Annotated in this window: 15 protein-coding genes; 5 read left to right on the top strand and 10 right to left on the bottom strand. The window is 62.3% G+C overall.

Annotated features, from left to right (window positions below):
• Positions 1-4: 4 nt before the first annotated feature.
• Positions 5-1234, top strand: a complete 1230-nt coding sequence (locus JQ575_RS06965) for a pyridoxal phosphate-dependent aminotransferase (protein ID WP_249166483.1) — start codon at positions 5-7, stop codon at positions 1232-1234.
• A 212-nt stretch (positions 1235-1446) separates the two neighbouring features.
• Here JQ575_RS06965 and JQ575_RS06960 read toward each other — a convergent pair whose 3' ends face one another.
• Together JQ575_RS06960 and JQ575_RS06955 are read right to left on the bottom strand one after the other, a co-directional pair.
• Complete coding sequence (locus JQ575_RS06960) at positions 1447-2802, bottom strand: MFS transporter (protein WP_212032487.1); 1356 nt, start codon at positions 2800-2802, stop codon at positions 1447-1449.
• A gap of 99 nt (positions 2803-2901) precedes the next feature.
• On the bottom strand, positions 2902-3114 hold the full coding sequence (locus JQ575_RS06955) for a WS/DGAT domain-containing protein (protein WP_249166481.1): 213 nt from the start codon (positions 3112-3114) through the stop codon (positions 2902-2904).
• A gap of 583 nt (positions 3115-3697) precedes the next feature.
• On the opposite strand from JQ575_RS06955, the gene JQ575_RS06950 reads away from it, so the two are divergent.
• From JQ575_RS06950 to JQ575_RS06940, 3 genes are all read left to right on the top strand, one after another.
• Positions 3698-4720 carry a zinc-binding dehydrogenase gene (locus JQ575_RS06950; RefSeq protein WP_212032486.1) on the top strand — a complete coding sequence of 341 codons (1023 nt, stop codon included), beginning with the start codon at positions 3698-3700 and terminating at the stop codon, positions 4718-4720.
• 91 nt (positions 4721-4811) lie between these two features.
• Positions 4812-5777: a sugar-binding domain-containing protein gene (locus JQ575_RS06945; RefSeq protein WP_312015899.1), complete on the top strand. Its 966-nt coding sequence runs from the start codon at positions 4812-4814 to the stop codon at positions 5775-5777.
• The gene (locus JQ575_RS06940; protein WP_212032485.1) at positions 5774-7375 is read left to right on the top strand and encodes an FGGY-family carbohydrate kinase; all 1602 of its coding nucleotides are present in this window, start codon (positions 5774-5776) and stop codon (positions 7373-7375) included. Before JQ575_RS06945 ends, JQ575_RS06940 begins: the two co-directional genes overlap by 4 nt.
• 18 nt (positions 7376-7393) lie before the next feature.
• On the opposite strand, the gene JQ575_RS06935 is transcribed toward JQ575_RS06940, so the two are convergent.
• From JQ575_RS06935 to JQ575_RS06925, 3 genes are all read right to left on the bottom strand, one after another.
• On the bottom strand, positions 7394-8248 hold the full coding sequence (locus JQ575_RS06935; protein ID WP_249166480.1) for an amidohydrolase: 855 nt from the start codon (positions 8246-8248) through the stop codon (positions 7394-7396).
• Entirely contained in the window at positions 8248-9285 is a 1038-nt protein-coding gene (locus JQ575_RS06930; RefSeq protein ID WP_212032611.1) for an aldo/keto reductase, read from the bottom strand. The genes JQ575_RS06935 and JQ575_RS06930 overlap by 1 nt, the downstream gene beginning before the upstream one ends.
• A 757-nt stretch (positions 9286-10042) precedes the next feature.
• A complete protein-coding gene (locus JQ575_RS06925; protein ID WP_212032610.1) occupies positions 10043-11191 on the bottom strand; it encodes an amidohydrolase in 1149 nt (382 codons plus the stop codon).
• Positions 11192-11553: 362 nt separating this feature from the next.
• Here JQ575_RS06925 and JQ575_RS06920 point away from each other — a divergent pair, with 362 nt between their 5' ends.
• A complete protein-coding gene (locus JQ575_RS06920) occupies positions 11554-11952 on the top strand; it encodes a hypothetical protein (protein ID WP_212032484.1) in 399 nt (132 codons plus the stop codon).
• A gap of 76 nt (positions 11953-12028) precedes the next feature.
• Here JQ575_RS06920 and JQ575_RS06915 read toward each other — a convergent pair whose 3' ends face one another.
• From JQ575_RS06915 to JQ575_RS06895, 5 genes are all read right to left on the bottom strand, one after another.
• Entirely contained in the window at positions 12029-12334 is a 306-nt protein-coding gene (locus JQ575_RS06915) for a hypothetical protein (RefSeq protein WP_212032483.1), read from the bottom strand.
• A 52-nt stretch (positions 12335-12386) separates the two neighbouring features.
• Positions 12387-12686, bottom strand: coding sequence for a hypothetical protein (locus JQ575_RS44430; protein ID WP_249166479.1), 300 nt, complete (start codon positions 12684-12686; stop codon positions 12387-12389).
• A 633-nt stretch (positions 12687-13319) separates the two neighbouring features.
• Positions 13320-14987 (bottom strand): ABC transporter ATP-binding protein, encoded by a 1668-nt coding sequence (gene nikE / locus JQ575_RS06905; RefSeq protein ID WP_212032482.1) that lies wholly within the window; start codon positions 14985-14987, stop codon positions 13320-13322.
• Entirely contained in the window at positions 14984-15832 is an 849-nt protein-coding gene (locus JQ575_RS06900; protein WP_212032481.1) for an ABC transporter permease, read from the bottom strand. The genes nikE and JQ575_RS06900 overlap by 4 nt, the downstream gene beginning before the upstream one ends.
• Positions 15829-16860, bottom strand: coding sequence for an ABC transporter permease (locus JQ575_RS06895; RefSeq protein ID WP_212032480.1), 1032 nt, complete (start codon positions 16858-16860; stop codon positions 15829-15831). The genes JQ575_RS06900 and JQ575_RS06895 overlap by 4 nt, the downstream gene beginning before the upstream one ends.
• Between the last annotated feature and the right edge of the window lies 1 nt (position 16861).

Below are 16861 nucleotides of genomic sequence, written 5' to 3'. Positions count from 1 at the left end.
TGCCATGAACGCGCCGCTTCCGACATCATCGCATTTCCGCCCGGCCTCCCGGCTTTCGTCGATCGGGGTATCGGAGATCCTGAAGATTACCGGCCTCGCCACCGATCTGAAGCGCGAGGGCAAGGATGTCATCATCCTAGGCACCGGAGAGCCCGACTTCGACACGCCCGCTCACATCAAGGACGCGGCAGCGCGCGCCATGCACGACGGCGCGACCAAATACACCGCGCTCGACGGAACGCCAGAACTCAAATCCGCTATCCGAGCCAAGTTCCAGCGCGACAACGGCCTTGAATTCGCTCAGGACGAGATCACGGTTTCAAGCGGTGCGAAGCAGATCCTCTACAATGCGATGATGGCCAGCCTCGATCCGGGCGACGAGGTCATCATCCCGACGCCGTTCTGGGTGAGCTACGCCGACATCGTCCTCATCGCAGGCGGCAAGCCGGTTCTGGTGCCGTGTTCGGAAGCCAACGGCTTCCGGCTCACCGCCGGCGATCTCGAAGCCGCGATCACGCCGCGCACCCGCTGGGTGATGCTGAATTCGCCGTCGAATCCCACCGGAGCCGCCTATCGCGAGGCTGACTATCGGCCGCTGCTCGACGTGCTGTCGCGACACCGGCATGTCTGGCTGATCGTTGACGACATCTACGAGCACATCGTCTACGACGACTTCCGCTTTGTCACACCGGCCGCGATCGAACCGGGACTTCGCAACCGCATTCTGACCGTCAACGGTGTTTCCAAGGCCTATGCGATGACCGGCTGGCGCATCGGCTACGCCGGCGGGCCAAGCGCGCTGGTTCGCGCCATGGCTGTCGTGCAGAGCCAATCGACGTCCTGCGCATCGTCGATCAGCCAGGCCGCGGCCGTGGAAGCCCTCAACGGTCCGCAAGACATCGTGCGCGAGCATTGCCGGTCGTTTCAGGCGCGCCGCGATCTCGTCGTTTCCGCATTGAACGGGATCGAGGGCATCACCTGCCGCGTGCCCGAAGGCGCGTTCTACACGTTCGCCAGCTGCGCGGGCCTGATCGGCCAGAAGGCTCCTGACGGCGGCATCATTACGAGCGACACGGCCTTTGCGGAATATCTGCTGCGTACCGTCGGCGTCGCGGTCGTTCCCGGCTCGGCATTTGGCCTCGCGCCATATTTCCGCATCTCCTACGCAACGTCGGCCGCCGAACTCATGGAGGCCTGCCGGCGCATCGCGGCAGCGTCCGCGCAACTGTCCTAGGACAGCGAACCGGTCGTCGAACTGGCTCATCCGTTGTGGGCAGAGCCACAAGCCTTCGCGTGGACGCCTTTTGACCCCTTCGCTGCGCAGGCCCGCAAAATCAGCGTAGATCAGAGGGCCTGCGCTTAGCCTCTCACGTGCTCATCGCCCTCGCTTTTATCGGCACGACGGATCGCAGTCGCCCAACTCACCAGGGCTCTTGTCAGGTTCCGTCAGTGCGCAGCCACCGGCGCCGGCACACCCGCGGTTGCAGTCGGCCGGATCGTCAGGAGCAGGAGCAGCCCGGACAGAAGGTAGAGCGCAATCACGAAATACATGCTGTAAGTGTTATCACCTGTGCTCCTCACGATGAGCCCGTTGATCGTCGGACTTATCGCCGGACCGAGGTTGCCGAGGCTGCTGATGAGCGCGAGGCCACCGGCGGCAGCTCCGACCGAGAGGTATTCGCTGATCAGCGCAAAGAACAGAGGCGTAGCAGACGCTATCCCGATCACGGCGAACGACAGCGCCAGGAGCGATCCGACCAGGTTGCCCTGCAGCAGCGTCGTCGCGAACAGGCCGATCGCAGCAATCACCACACATGCTGCAAAATGCCAGCGCCGCTCGCGCCACTTGTCGGAATGCCGGCCGATCAGGATCATGCCGATGACACCGACTGCGTTAGGGATGGCCGCGTAGATCCCGACGAGCAACAGATCCTTGATTCCCCAACTCTGAATCAAGGTCGGCAGCCAGAACACCATCGTATAGGTAGCACCCAGCAGGAGCAGATAAACGAGCGACAGGGCATACACTTTCGGATCCCGCAGCAAGCCGCCGAACGTGCCGGCAGGCTCCCTTTCGACACCCTTCACCTTGTGCGCAAGGCTGTCTTCGAGCAGCTTCTTCTCGTCCTTCGAGAGCCAGCTGGCATTCGCGGGCTTGTCCTCCAGAAGGAAATACACCAGGAACCCAAGAATGACCGCCGGCAATCCCTGCACCAGGAACAGCCATTGCCAACCGTAAAGCCCCCCGACCCCGTCGAAATATTTCAAGGTAGCGCCGCAAAGCGGTCCGGCAAGCACGGAAATGATCGTGGTAGCGGACATAAAGATCGCAATGACCTGACCGCGCCGCACCGATGGATACCAGTAGGTGAAATACAGAATGACACCTGGGAAAAAGCCTGCCTCGAAGACACCGAGCAGGAATCGCAACACGTAAAACTGCAACGGCGTGGACACGAACATCATGGCCGATGCGGTCAGACCCCAGAGCACCATGATACGCAACAGCGTCTTGCGCGCACCGATCCTCTCCAGGAGAAGGTTGCTTGGCACTTCAAACAAAAAATATCCGATGAAAAATATTCCCGCGCCCAGGCCGTAGACGGCATCGTCGAACGGCAGAGTCTGCTTCATTTGCAGCTGCGCATAGCCGATATTGATGCGATCGAGATAGGCGATCATGTAAGCGATCAGCAGCAGCGGGATGAGGCGCCAGCTAACCTTCGAGAAAACCGCCTTGAGTTCCCCGCTCTCCAACGCCGGCGATTGCGGCGAAGACGTTTGCGCACCAGTCGGATGCATGATCGCTCTCCTCCCAAGGTTTGCTTATCTTTATGTCAGTCAGCCTATCATGCGGATCGCCGGGATGCATCCGCAACTGACGCACCTCCAGGAGCCTGCTCAACCGGAGGCAGCACCTCGATTTCGCGCAGCCCGCCCGCAGGTGCTCCACCAGTTCGTTAGACGCCTCGACAGCACGCGGCGACAGGCGGTGAGGCCAAACTCCAGCAGGCCGGTGTTTGCTTGCACCGCGATGTTCAGCGAGCTGCCATGATACGAGATCAGCACCGGTTGGCAGTGCACCATTCGCGCTCCCGCGATGTAGAGCGGCATCGGCGGCCCCGGGACATTAGAGCTCAGGACATTGTGGCCACTGGCGCGCGACTCGCGAGATCTGCATGCCGCTGGTTCGCGATCATCGCTTCACAACGATTGATGGTGCATGAAGCCGGTCCTTCGAACTCCTTGCGGTTGCCCCCCAATCTTCCCGCGGGCGACAATGAGTTGTGGATGGCGCATCGCTCCGGTCTTGGGAATGAGGACTGCCACGCGCCTGCGCCGCGCGACAGCACCGCGGGATTGGACTCGCCGATCAGGTAGTCGAGGAAGCATGCCTCAAGCGCTCTTGTCGGATTGATCAGCGACCAAGCTTGGTTGGCCACTTGATGATGGGCATCACCTTATTTCCGCTGCCAATCGCAAACACCGATCTTCGTGCAAGCTGAAAAGCGCACCAAACCTCTTCCTAAGAGATTGAGATAACTAGATTTTCAAAGTCGTTGAGAGAATGGATTTTAGACATAGCACAAATGTTTTTTACATTTCTCATATGTTGCATCAAGCGGAATACGAATGTAATAGAGCACAATAGGAATGTCCCACAAGGGAACCCGGTACAAGCCGGGCTGCAGGGTTGATGAGTCGAGCTCTCTTCATCGACGGCGCCAACAAAGCGCGGGTAGCGCAGTTCAATCTGCGCGAGGGGCGCGAGGACGAAGTCCTGATGGATGTCGCCTCGGTCGGCGTCTGCGGCAGCGATCTGCATTATTTCAAGGACGGCGGCATCGGCAGCGCGCTTATCAACGAACCCTTTGTCCCCGGGCATGAGTTTGGCGGCTATCTCTGTCAGGACGTCGAGGAACTCGGTCTCGCGCGCGGCCAGCTCGTTGCCGTCGATCCGAACAAGGCATGCGGTCGGTGCGACTGGTGCCATGAGGGCCATCCCAACCTCTGCCCAAACGTTGAGTTCATTGGAGCTCCTCCCTTCGACGGCGCGATGACGGAGCGCATCTGGGCACCAAGGTCGCAGCTCGTCGCGTTGCCGAATGGCTTCGACGCGCTGGACGCCGTCATGCTGGAGCCGCTCGGCGTCGCCATTCACGCCGTCGGGCTCGCCAAGCCGCGCATGCTCGAACGCGTGGCCGTGCTGGGCTGTGGTCCGATCGGCCTGCTCATCGTCCAGGTGTTGAAGGCTGCCGGCGCCGGGGAGGTCCTCGCCTGCGATCCGCTGCCGCATCGCCGCGCAATCGCCGAAAAGATCGGCGCCGACCGCGTCGGTGAAAGCGCCGCCAACATTGCCGATTGGTCCAAGGGCGGCTGCCCCCTTGTACTGGAAGCGACGAATTCGCCGTTCGGCTTCCGCGACGCCGTAACCGCGACGCGCATCGGCGGGCGGATCGTGCTGGTCGGTATTCCCGACGGCGACACTTACACTTTGCCGGCCGCGGACGCGCGCCGCCGCGGCCTGAACATCAAGTTCGCGCGGCGGATGGGCGACGTCTATCCGCGCGCCATTGAGTTCCTCGCAGCGGGGAAGATCGACGTACGCTCGATCGTCACCCACCGCGTCGCGCTGGAGGAAGCGCCCGGCGTCTTCACGGCACTTGCCGAGAATGCGCCCGGCTACGTCAAGGTCCTCGTCGATCTGAAAGGGAGTTGAACCGACGCCGGAATGACACCTGGCCGCCACTAGCAAATGGGAGCATCACGATGAAGCCGGTGTATGCGTGAGGTGAAGCCGTGAGCGACACATCCGACAGCGAAACGACGACAATGCGTATCAACGCCGAGGACCTGGCCGAAGCGCAAATCCAGGCTCGAGCCTGCTGGTATTACTATGTCGGCGCGATGACACAGCAGGAGATCGCCGATCGGCTCGGGCTGACGCGGCTCAGGTCAACAAACTGCTTGGGCAGGCACGGCAGGATGGGCTCGTCAGCGTCGAGATCAAGCTGCCGCTCGCCAACTGCGTTGCGCTGGAAGAGAAGCTGAAGGCGCGCTTCGCGCTCGACGATGTTTCCGTGGTTCCCAGCCTGCCCGATCCCGATGCGCTGCAACAGGTGATCGGCGAAGCCGCGAGCACGATGCTTCACCCCCTGCTGAAGGATGGCATCGGCCTCGGCGTCGGCTGGGGCCGCACGCTGAGAGCCGCCGCGCGCACGCTCAAGCAGCGACGATTCGCCCGCAGCTGGGTAACGTCCCTGATGGGCGGCATGACGCGTGGCGCCGGCACCAACACGTTCGAGGTCGCGACCGAGTTTGCGCACCTGATCGGCGCCGAATGCTATTACGTAGCGGCACCGATCTATTGCCCGTCGGTCGAGAGCCGTTCCACACTCCTGACGCATTACGGACTTGCCGACGTGATGCGCCGGGCTCGCGAAGGCCAGATCGCGCTGGTATCCTGCGGTGACCTGACACCACGCTCGCTACTCGCGGCGACCCATATCGTGAATGAATCGCTGGACGAACTGCGCAAGGCGGGCGCGGTCGGCGACCTGCTCGGAACGTACCTCGACGAATACGGCCGCCCGGTCGACCACCCTCTCAATTCCCGAGTCATGGCGCTGAGCCCGCAGGAGCTGAAGGCGTATCCGATCTCCATCCTGGCCTCGGGCGGGCTACCCAAGGCGCCGGTGATCCGCGGCATTCTGAACGCGCGCTATGTACGCTGCCTCGTCACCGACGAATCTGCGGCAGCGGCGCTGCTGCAATGAGCCTGCTGCTCGCCATCGATGTCGGTACGTTGTCGGCGCGCGCCGGGCTGTTCGACGCGTCGGGCCGGCTGGTAACCGTGCGCAGTCATCCGTTCGAACTGCTGCGGCCCGCGGAAAACCACGCTGTCTATCGGATGGACGAAATCTGGGCCGCGGTATGTGCCGCCATCCGCGCCGCAGTTGCCGATGCGCCGGGTGCGGCGGCTGCGATCGCGGGCGTCGCCGTCGACGCGACATCCTCCACCTATTTCGAGGCGAACGGCGAGCCGCCGCTGCAAGGCGATGCGGACGTGGTCTGCTGGATGGACCATCGCGGCGAACGCGAGGCAGCGGAGATTGGCGCATCCGGCGACCATTATCTGGATCATGTCGGCGGCACGGTCTCGCCGGAGATGTATCTGCCCAAGATTCTCTGGGTAAAGCGGCACACGCCGGAGGCGTGGGCGCGCGTCACCGCCGTGCGCGACCTCTCGGACGAAGTCGCTCGCCGCATGACCGGCATCGATCGGCACTCCGTCTGCGGACTTGCCTGCAAGTTTCCCTATTTGCCCGCCGACCCTGATCCGTGGCGCCGCGACCTGCTCGCTACGCTTGGTCTCTCCGATCTGCTGCGGCGCGGCAAGCTCGCCGAGCCGCCAGGCCTGGTCGGTCAGGTTCACGGAATGGTCTCCGCGGATGCGGCGAAGGCGCTCGGCATCGCACCGGGCGCGCCGGTCGCGGTCGGATTGATCGACGCGGAAGCAGGCGCTCTCGGCGTCGTGGGTCACGGATTTCGCGACAAGATGAACCGCACGCTGGCGCTGATCGGCGGCACCTCGAGCTGCTACATGTGCTGGGCCGAGGATAAGCGGCACATCTCCGGGGTCTGGGGTCCCTTCAAGGACGCGGTGTTTCCCGGCTACTGGATGCACGAGGCCGGTATGAGCATCACGGGCGCGGCGCTCGACGCCGTGCTGGACCAGCATCCCGCCAGCCCCGGCAAGGCATCGGCGGCGCGGCACGCGGAAACCGCGCGCGATATTCTCGCACTGCTCGATCTCGAAGGCCCCTCCTTCGGCGCGCGGCGGCATATCGTCCCCGACTGGCTCGGCAACCGCGCGCCCCATGGCGACGGTACGGTGCGCGCGCTCGTCAGCGGCATTGGCCTGGAGACGAGCCCACGCTCATTCCTCGAACATTACTACGCGACGGCTCGCGCGCTCGCGCTGCAAAGCCGTCATATCCTTGAGCATCTCAACACGCGTGGCTATGCGATCGACCGCGCCTGTCTCTCCGGCGGACACACCAGGAATCCACTGATGGTGCGCCTTTATCGTGATGCGCTTGGCGCAGACCTCGTCATCTCCCACTCGCCCGAACCGGTGCTGCTCGGCACCGCGATGGTCGCCTCCGTCGCGGCCGGGCTGTACCCGGATCTGTTTGCGGCGCTCGACGCGATGTCGCCGGAGCAGACGATCCACAAGGCCGACCCGATATGGGCGGCGGCGAACGATGCCGCCTATTCGACCTATCTCAAGCTGTTCGCCGTCCGCAACGAAATCGAGGCCGAAGGCCGTCGACCGGCCGGCCGCCCCTCCGCGTCCGCAGGCACATTCTGAACGCGATGTCCTTTCTCGTCAGCAATTGGCTTCAACATTCCGTCCCCGGCTTGAGAGATAGATGCGAGTTGCGTTACCGCCGAAGATAGCTGCCTTTTCATCCGGTGACAGACCGGCGAGCAGGGTTTCGGCGGCGGCAATCCATTTTTCATAACCGCCTGCCAGATTGACCACCGGCCAGTCGCTTCCCCATAGCAGGCGATGGGGTCCGAAACACGCAACGACATGATCCACCGCTTTCCGCAGATCCGTAATCTGCCAATCCGGTGCGGCCTCTGTCACCAATCCCGATAGCTTGCCGACGATGTTGGGGCGTTCGGCAAGCAGCGCGACGTCGCGGTACCAATCTGCCGTCTCGCCGGTCGCAAGCCGGGGCTTGGCGCAATGGTCAAGCACGAACTGCAGATTGGGATGATCATCGACCAGCCGCAGCAGTCGCGGCAAATGGCGCGGCAGCACCAGCGCGTCGAATGCCAGGTTGTTTCGGGCCATCGCTGCCAATAGCGGCGCCAAACCCGGGCGGAGCAGCCAATCGTCGTCGGGCATGTCCTGCACCATCGGCCGCAATCCAACCAAGAGCTTGTGCACGGCGAGTGCATCGATGCGCGCCCCGCCGTCGGCTACGTCGAAGTCCGTCCAGCCGACCACACCCCGCACCACCTGCGCCTTCGCCGCGATGTCGAGAAGAAACATGGTCTCCGCCTCGGTCGGTGCAGCCTGCACCAGGATCGTCCCCCTGATGTTCGCGGCAGCGAGGTGCGGCGCCAGATCCGAAAGGGAAAAGTCGCGGTGGATCGGTGCGAGCGCGGGAGTCAACCAACCATAATCGCCACGCGCGAGAGTCCAGAGATGATGATGCGCATCGATCCGCATCAGCCGGCTACCGAGAGCGGAACGGGCGCTTCCGCAGCCAGCAGGCGCTCGGCCTTCAAATCGGCCCAAAGCGCGGTTGGCACGTCACAGGACAGCGCGGCTACGTTGCGTTCGACCTCCTGCGGACTCTGGCCCCCCAGCACAACGCTCGCCACCGCCGGATGGCCCAGGGCAAAATGCAACGCCGCGGTTGGCAAGGCAACGCCATGCGCATCACAGATGCTTTCGATCCGAGCCACCCTTGCCAGGATCTCAGGTGGCGCATCCCTATAATTGTATTTGGCACCGCTCACCGCGCCGGTTGCCAGAATACCTGAATTGAATACGCCGCCGAGCAACACACCGATTCCCTGTTGTTGCGCAAGCGGCAGAAACTCAGTCAGCGCCGGCTGCTCCAGCAGAGAATAGCGCCCCGCGAGCAGCATGGTATCGAATGAACCGGCTTGCGCGAAACGCACGCACATCTCGGCCTCGTTCACGCCGATCCCGATGCCCGCAACAACGCCCTCTGCGCGAAGCCGGTCCAGCGCCACGTACGCGCCAGTCATGGCTTCGCGAAACCGCTGGTCGATCGCGTCGACGCCATGAGTCCAAACGTCGACGTCATGGATCAGCAACAGGTCCAGCCGATCGACCCCTAGCCGCAACAGCGACTGTTCCACCGAACGCATCGTGCCGTCATAGGAGTAATCAACCACTGCCTGGTGCGGCAACCCTCCTGCAAAACCGGAACGGTCGCCTCGGCCGCGCAACGGGTCCGTCCAGCGACCGACTTTGGTGCAAACGACGATGTCCTGGCGCGGCACGCGCCTGATTGCGGCGCCGCAACGATGTTCGGCAAGGCCGTTGCCATAGAGCGGAGAAGTGTCGAGGAGATTGATGCCGAGCTCGAACGCACGTTTCACCGTATCGATGGCCGTGCCGTCGTCCAGTTGCACGTAGAGATCACCCAGCGGCGCGGTTCCGAATCCCAGAACCGAAACCTGAAGCCGCGTCCCACCAAGAGCACGACGCGGCACCGCAGATCCTGGTTTCATCTTGACCGGCTCTCTTCGGCCCATCGCCCAGTCGCGGCGATGCGCCTTTACCTTGCTTGCCATTGGACATGTCCGCTGGCCGTGAAACCTGGCGAATTTGCCGGCTGCGGCCGCCGTTCAATGGGACCGCCCTGGCTGGATGCTGATGTTGCCACCGAAAAACCTGGAGCGGAAGTCAATCCGACCGTACCAAGCGGCAATCACATCCGATGTTCGGCCGTGCACGAAAGCGGTCCCGACTGACCGACAGGCCGGATTCGGCGTGGACCTGAACGGCGCGATCGCAATGTCTCGGTGTGCCGGACCGACAGCGAGGGACACTCGACGACACATCGGAATGCAAGGCTGCTGACGCTGGTTGTCGCTCGATTTTCTTTGATCTCCCGGTGCAGGCATCGTGCACACGTCGCCTTCTAACCACTCGAGGAGGTTAAACTCCCGCTCCAGTCCATCATGGCGGCAATCGCGGCCAAGGCCAGGGGACGGAAAGCCATTATGACATACCTTCAATCCTCGTGTCCGTCCAAGCCCTGCCGCTAAAGGCGCTACACGCTGCATCAAGGCGAGACGCTGGCTGTTGTCGGCGAGTCCGGTTCCGGCATGCATCAGTGGCGATCGAGCAACACCGAATACTTTCGAGTCGTTCTAAACAATCGCACAAACATTTTTTAAGCGTTCTAAATTTGCAAGCTGAGCGCGAAATTGAATCACGTGCGGGACGTCAGTTATCAAACTCAATTCCAAACTGCGCGCCATCTCATCCCAACAAATTACGTAATGCCCGGATGAAGACCCGCGAGCCTATTTCGATCAACTCGTCGGGAAAATCATAATCCGGCTGATGCAAGCCGGGATGCAGCGTGCCCGCTCCCAGGAAAAACATCGCGGCCTTTGACCGGTAGTTGAAACGTCCAAAATCCTCCGACCCCCGCATCGGCAGCCCCTGCCCGGAATATTGCACGCCTTCTGCATCCAGCGCATTCCGGAGATGGACGACGGCCTCCGCGTCATTCATGCAATGATTGAACACATCGCGATAGAGAATCTCCGCCTTCAGTTCTTCGCTTGCCGCCACGCTCTGGACCAGGCTTTCGGCCTGCGCGCGAAGGGCATCCATCTTCGAATCGGTCAGCGTCCTGAGTGTCGCCCAGACCTCGGCTTGACCGGGCGAGATGCCGAACGCCGGTTCTCCCAACCTCGCATGGGTGACCGTCACCATTGAGAACTCTTCGTCGAGCGCCCCGCCCCGACCGAGCGCGCCGATATCACCCAATAGTCTGGCGATTGCGGCTTGCGGTGAAACACCGAGTTCGGGGCTCGATGCATGCGAGGTTCGCCCGGACAGTTTGATCTGCATACCGCGAGAGGCGCAGTTGACCAGCCCCTCGGCGATCGAAACTTGCCCAAGGGGAAGTCCCGGCAAATTGTGCAACGAGAATACAAAATCGGGCTTGATCTGATCAAACTTCTCGTCGGCGAGGACGGCAGCAGCGCCAGACCCATCCTCCTCCGCCGGTTGGAACAGGAGTATGGCACGTCCGCGTTGCGGGCGTTGACGACCCAAACAGCGCGCCACCGCCGCCAAAATCGTCATGTGGCCGTCGTGACCGCAAAGATGCGCTTTTCCCGGGACCGACGACCGATACGGCAGGGCCGAGATCTCCTGAATCGGCAATCCATCCAGCTCGGCGCGAAGCATGATCGTCGGGCCAAGCGCATCTCCTTGGTAGATCCCGAGCAGGCCGTGCCCGCCAAGTCCCGTGACAACCTCGTCGGCACCAGTTGCATGGAGAAGCTCCTGCACTGCTTGCGCGGTTTTCTCTTCCTGCCCTGACAGTTCAGGCTTCCTGTGGAGCTCGTGCCGCCACGCAATCAGTTCCGTCAATTCCCGCTCAGCCAAAAACATGCTCATCACGTTCAGCTCAATAGGCCCCGGTTTCGGGCGTTGATCATGACATCACATAACACCAGGAACGAGTCGCAAGGACAGGAACCCGATCGTTGTCATTCACATCAAGAGGATCGCATCTGACGATGCCGATCTTGAATCGATCAAATTTGGCATCGAACCAAGCTTAGAACAGTTTGAAAGAACCATCGAAAACGATCCAGACGGCTCGCTCGCCGTTCTTAAAAAGCCAGTCATTGGAGCGACAAGCCGAACGTCCTGTCACCATTAGAAATGTTCCAAACCTCTCCTGCACCGCACACGCATGGATGCGCCGTGAGATTTGACGCAACCGCGCTTTTTTGCGAGCAGGCTTAGAAGTGATCCAATTCAGCCTGCCCGTCATGTCAAAGGTGAGTCTGTCTCATATGGCCAAGACAAAGAGCACGACCGTCAAACCTGAACCGGTTTTGCCGGATCGGATCATTCAGTTGACGGAAAATGCGCCGTACGCACCGTTGGTGGTACGGCACACGGTCGATCGCGCTGCTTTCCTGCCGGAAATTCTGTCGTTGCACACAAAGCAGGAGCTTTCGGAAATACCCGGGCTTGGGAAGGCGTCGATCGCAACGATCGAGGTGTGGCTGGCCGAGCATGGGCGCAGGTTGCGAATGCCCGGCGAAAGCCTCGATGCCGTCATTTGCCATTTTGGCGCCAGGCGCAGGCACAATAAGCTCGGGGCGCGCCTTCGATCCGACCTCGTCGATCACCGGCCGTGAACATAACAAAATCTCCGACAGACGGCGGGATCAGCGTAGACGACGGCGTCAAAGGTCGGTCGGGGTCGCGCATGACTCATGCACGTCCGACGGCTTGCATGACGCGCAAGTCACTGGACGGGACAGCCTGTGTTTTCGCTGCCAGCGCCGCCTGCAAAGCTTCGACATCCGCACGCAGGTTCGGCTTCCAGCCACAGGGACAACCGTCATCACAACGATGCTGATCGGCGACTTCCCTGTACACGGCTCCAAGCGCGGACGCCGCAAGGCTCATGACGGTCATGGGCGGCAGCTGGGTGGTACGAAGGACATCGCAGAAGGCCGTCATAATGGACCGATGCATCTCTGCGCCGGCGGATTCGCTATCCGTGTTTGATTGCATGACTGCTCGCATCCTCTTGCTTGTTCGCGCCCATGGCGGGCGGCCGCGACGGCTACCATGCGCTCAGAGAAGCGCACTCTGCGCGATCAACCCCGTCAATGCCGGGCAATCGATACGCCCTGATGTGATCGCCATCAAGCGATCGCCCGCGCTTCACAATTTGAATGGCTCGAAACTGTAAAGGCAGGTTGCCCAGCAGGAACACGCGCACCGTCAAGCGCAGCAACTTGCAGGCGTCCGCAAGGTCCGTGATCGACGCGCGCATGTAGCCTTGGGCGGAAAACAACTTCGCAGCATTGATCAGGATGCCGAGGTGGATGCCGTCGTAATTTTCAGAGTATGTTCGCGCCATGGGATACTGTCATCGCAAAAATGGTGGAGGACATGAATCCGCGATCTCGCGGCCCTGAGTGCCCGAGCTTTGCCAGAAGTTTCCTTGCCCTCCCATCAAGAGGGCGCAGGGAAGACCGGGTGCGCGCTGCACCCGCGGTCCCGTGTGCGGTTTGCACTAAGTAGGCTGCACACGAGCATACAGGGCAGCGGAGAACACCCGGCCTTCCCTGCGCAATGGCTTTACGGCTTATGCCGTGATCTCCCCGGAGACGAGTTCTGGGTTGACTCCGTCACCGCCGGTTCAGCTTGCGCTTTGCCGACGGCTTGACGCCAGCAACGGGCGCCAGGACCACACGGTTTTGCCGTACGCCCGTCCACGCCATCGTCTCAGCGTAAACCAGCGTCCATCGCAACCCGCCCAACGTCCGTGACGACGGCCGACGCCCTTCTGAGTAGGGCGGGATGGCCGAATACATGCACCTGATTTGCCATTCTGGTAAACAGAAATCTTTTTTATTTCGGGGCTTGACACGAATTCTGTAAATCGGAACTGATTTGCCCGTCGGGTTGATTTGCCGCACTCCGCCGTCATTGCGCATCGAAAAAGAGGACCTACGGGATGGAACGGCCGGACTTGTCGGCGGCATCAATATCAGGTGACGGACACAGCCAGTTCCGGCTCGATATGCGGCACGGCTTCAACCAGCTCGCGAGTGTAGGCGGTTTTAGGATTGTCGAACATCGCCCGGCTCTCGCCCTGTTCGACGATGCGGCCATTTTGCAGCACGATGGTCCGGTCGCACATCATGCGAACGACGTTGAGGTCGTGGCTGACGAAGAGGAAGGCCAGGTCATCCTCTCGTCGCAAGCGGTCGAGCAGTTGCAGCACCACCGCTTGCACCGAAACATCCAGCGCCGCCGTAGGCTCGTCCAGCACCAACAGGCGCGGCCGGCAGGCGATGGCGCGGGCGATGCCGACGCGGGCCTTCTGGCCACCCGAGAGCTGATGCGGAAAGCGCGTCAGCAATGCGATCTCCAGTCCCACGCGCTGCGCGCACTCCTCGACCCGCTGCCGCAGCGCGTCGCCCGGGCGCATGCCACCAAGCCGCAGCAGCGGATGGGCGATGCAGTCAAAGGCGGTGAAGCGCGGGTTAAGGCTGTCGTTCGGGTCCTGAAAGACGATCTGGATATCCTTGCGAAACGGCGACCGGTGAAAATCGCGGGCCGGGATATGGCCGATCGACTGTCCCTCGAACGCGATCTCGCCCTCGCTCGGATCGATCAGCCGGCAAATGATGCGCGACGTCGTGCTCTTGCCGGATCCGGACTCGCCGACCAAGCCGACGCTCTCGCCGGCGCTGATCATCATCGAAAAGTCCGCGACCGCCGGGGCCCCCTGATCAAACCGCTTTGCGAGTTTCTGTACCTCCAGCAGCGGCGGCGTACCCGGTGCAGTCGGCGATCTGCGTGCGATCTGGACCGCCACTTCTCGGCCCCTCTCCCCTTCCGGCACCAAATCCGCGATCCGGGACGTCGCCGTGGGCGAAGCAGCCACCAGGCGCTTGGTGTACGAATGCTGCGGCGCTCGGAACAGTGTCAGCGGTTCGGCCTCCTCGACCAGCCGGCCTTGCTCCATCACCACGACGCGACGACAGTAACGGGCGGCGAGACCGAGGTCATGGGTGATCAGAATGGTCGCCATGCCGCGCTCGGCCGCAATCCCGGCCAGGAGGTCCATCACGACCTTTTGGGTCGTGACGTCGAGGCCGGTGGTCGGCTCGTCGGCGATCAGAAGCGCCGGGTTACAGGAAATCGCCATCGCGATCATCACGCGCTGGCACATACCGCCGGAGAGTTCGTGTGGATAAGCGGACATCCGTTTCTCGGGATCACGGATTTGCACGGCGCGCAACAGTTCCAGCGCCTGCGCACGCGCCTGATCCCGCGGCATTCGCTTATGCGCCGTGATGGCATCGGCGATCTGGTCGCCGACGGCGCGGATCGGATTGAGCGCCGCGCGAGGATTCTGAAAGATCATCGCCATCGCCGCGCCGTGCAGATGACGGAAATCACTCCCTGATATCCGCGTGATGTCCTGCCCGCGAAACCGGATATTGCCTGCCGTGATACGGCCGGCCGCATCGAGCAGCCGCGTGATCGCAAAACCGGTGACGGACTTCCCCGAGCCGCTCTCGCCGACCAGGCCGAGCATCTCACCCGCGCCGAGCGACAGCGTGACACCGCGCACCGCCTCGACAAGGCCGCGCCGTGTCGAGAAAGTGACATGCAGGTCGTCCAGTGCCAGCAGCGATGATGTCATGTGCGCATGCGGGGGTCGAGAATATCGCGCACGCCGTCGCCGAGGAGGTTAAAGCACAGTACCGTCAGCATCAGCGCCAAGCCGGGGAACGCGACCAGCCACCATTTGCCGGTCGAAATGAAGCGCGCGCCCTCGGCAACCATGATGCCCCATTCCGGCGTCGGCGGTTTGACGCCGAGACCGATAAAAGACAGTCCGGCCGCATTGAGGATCGCCCAGCCGAGATTGAGCGATATCTGCACCGCCATGGCCGGCAGCACGTTCGGCAAGAGGAAGCGCAGCACGACCGAGAGGTGGCTGTCGCCGCAAGCGCGCGCCGCCTCGACCCAGCCGACATTGCGACGGACGTTCACCTCCGCCCGCGCAAAGCGGATGTAGAACGGCAGGTTGATGATGGCGGTCGCGATGATGATGTTCTCGACCCGGTTGCCCAGGGCTGCGACCATCGCCATCGCCAGCACGAAAAGCGGAAAGGCCATCACGACGTCGACGAAGCGGCCGACGCCGCGATCGAGCCGGCCGCCGGTATAGCCGCAGATCGCACCGATGACGGCGCCGATGGCAAAGGAGATTCCGACCGCCGAGACGGCGATGGCGAGATCGAGCCGTGCCGCGACGATAAGGCGGCTGAACACGTCGCGGCCGAGCTGATCGGTGCCTGCGATGTGCGCCGCGCTCGGCGGCATCAGGGCCTGCGACACGTTCGAGACGATCGGATCATACGGCACGATCCAGGGTCCGAAAATCGCGATCAGCGTCAGCAGGAAGACTCCGGTAGCGGCAACGGCGGTAAGCGGGTTGCCGCGCAGAATCCAGCCGGCATGGCGAAGTGTTGCTGATGTCATCCGATTGTCACCCGTGGATCGGCGATGCCGTAAAGGATATCCACCAAGAGATTGACGATCACGAACACCGTGGCCATCAGCAGCACAAAGCCCTGCACCGGCGCATAATCGGAGGAGAGCAGCGCATCGAGCGCGTAGGAGGCGACGCCTGGCCAGGAGAACACCTTCTCCACCAGGACATTGGCGCCGAGCATGGTCGAGAACACGATGCCTGCGATGGTGATGACCGGCAGGATGGCGTTGCGCAGCGCATAGGTGACGACGACCCGCCACCAGGGAAGACCGACGGAACGCGCGGTGCGCACGAAGTCGCTGCCGAGCGAGACCAGCATCGAGGCCCGCGTGATGCGCGCCAGCGGCGCCACCACGAACAGCGCCATGCTCAGCGCCGGCAAGATCAGTTGCCTGAAGGCGGCCCACCATCCATCGAAGTCGCCTGCGAGCAGGAAGTCGATCAACAGGAAGCCGGTTCGCCTTGGCGGCAGCGATGCGAAGATATCGACCCGGCCAGTCGGATCGGGCGCGAGCCCGAGCAGATAATAGAAAACATAGATCAGCAACAGGCCCGAAACAAACGTTGGCACACAAACGCCGAGCGCGCAGAAAAACCGCACGCCGTGGTCGATGATGGAGCCCGGTCTCAGGGCCGCCAGCACACCAAGCGGCACCGCCGATACCAGTGCGATCAGCAGCGCTGTGAGCGTCAGTTCGAGCGAGGCCGGCAGCCGCTCGCGCAGATCCTTCGTGACTAGCTGGCCGGTCATCATCGACCTGCCGAGATTGCCGCTGCCGACATCATAAAGATACAGCATCAGTTGTTCCGGCACCGGCTTGTTGAGGCCCATCTGCTTGCGGATGACCTCGATCTCCTCCTTGCCGGCATTCGGCCCCGAAGCGAAGAACACCGCCGGATCCCCCGGCAGCACCCGCATCAGCAGGAAGGTGAAGACGAGCACGCCAAATAGCGCCGGCAGCGAGGACAGGAAACGCCTGCCCGCCCGTATCACCGTTGCTCCAAAGGCCGCCATC

It is taken from the genome of Bradyrhizobium sp. JYMT SZCCT0428 (genome assembly GCF_018131075.1).
Taxonomy (GTDB): Bacteria; Pseudomonadota; Alphaproteobacteria; order Rhizobiales; family Xanthobacteraceae; genus Bradyrhizobium.
This window is presented reverse-complemented; position numbering and strand designations above follow the sequence as displayed.